At 36.8% G+C, this 1213-nt stretch carries 2 protein-coding genes; one reads left to right on the forward strand and one right to left on the reverse strand.

The genetic code is table 11. The annotated features are described in order from the left end of the window. A partial coding sequence (locus AC061C_RS15800) for a cobalamin-dependent protein (protein WP_478291968.1) occupies positions 1 to 228 on the reverse strand: 228 nt, incomplete at its 3' end. Positions 229 to 505: 277 nt separating this feature from the next. On the opposite strand from AC061C_RS15800, the gene AC061C_RS15805 reads away from it, so the two are divergent. Further along, positions 506 to 1213, forward strand: coding sequence for a DUF4197 domain-containing protein (locus AC061C_RS15805; RefSeq protein ID WP_478291969.1), 708 nt, complete (start codon positions 506 to 508; stop codon positions 1211 to 1213).

Below are 1213 nucleotides of genomic sequence, written 5' to 3' on the forward strand. Positions count from 1 at the left end.
ATGTCCTCCCTGATAGGAAGTTATGGCAATAGCATTTGCATCTTCTTGGATTGCTGTATTCACTACTTCTTCTACACTTCGGTCGTGGCCAAGGTGAATCACCTCAACTCCTGTAGACTGAATAATTCTACGCATAATGTTGATAGCGGCATCATGACCGTCAAAAAGAGCTGCAGCGGTAACAATTCTTACTTTATTGTTAGGGATATATGGTATTTGTTGTTCCATTTTATGAATATGATAATTTAAGCCTGCAATTTACAATTTTATTTTAAAAATCATTTGTTGTTGTTCCTTGTTGTTCGTAAATAAAGGAGAATTTTGTTGTCTAGCCCCGATTGAAGCGGCATCCCCCGTTTTTTTCTGGCGGGGATATAGCGTAAAGCGGGACAGATTATGATTAAAACACCAAAATTAGTGCTCCAAAATATTAGTTGGCTTTATTTTTGAATAAGTTGTATTTTTACAAATGCCGTTTGGCGAATTAATGAATACCTAATTTACGATGAAAAAAATTATTATTGTACTAGTAGCGGTTTCGCTCTCCAGTTGCGCCGAAATGCAACAAGTAATGAATCAGTTTCCGCAAACGCAAGGGATAGGAGGTCTTGATATTGCTGGAGGATTAAAGGAAGCGCTAAACAACGGAATTTCGAAACAAGTAACAAAATTGACAGCTACCGATGGTTTTTTTCGAAATGAGGCAGTGAAAATTTTATTGCCAGAAGAACTAAGAAAAGTAGATGCTGGTTTGCGTAGAATTGGATTAAGCTCATTAGCGGACGAAGGTTTGAAAGTATTGAATCGCGCTGCTGAAGATGCTGTGAAGGAAGCGACTCCCATATTTGTTGACGCCGTAAGAAATATGACATTTAATGATGCAAGAACTATTTTGATGGGGAATCAAAGTTCAGCAACAACGTACTTACAAAATAGCACTACTACTGCTTTATACGGAAAATTTAATCCTGTAATTAAAAATTCATTCACAAAAGTAGGTGCAGATAAGGTTTGGAGTAATATTATTACCAAATACAATAGCATTCCGCTAGTGAACAAAGTGAATCCTGATTTGACTGATTATGTGACCAATCAAGCGTTAAATGGCGTTTTTAAGATGGTTGCTGTCGAGGAAAAAAATATTAGAACAAATTTGAGTGCGAGAACTTCGGTGCTGTTGCAAAAGGTATTTGCTATGCAGGATGCAAAATAA

This window comes from Flavobacterium sp. GNP010 (assembly GCF_056428945.1).

Excerpts from the sequence above, each read along its gene's own strand:
- AC061C_RS15805 (WP_478291969.1), top strand. The coding sequence starts at position 506 with ATGAAAAAAATTATTATTGTACTAGTAGCGGTTTCGCTCTCCAGTTGC.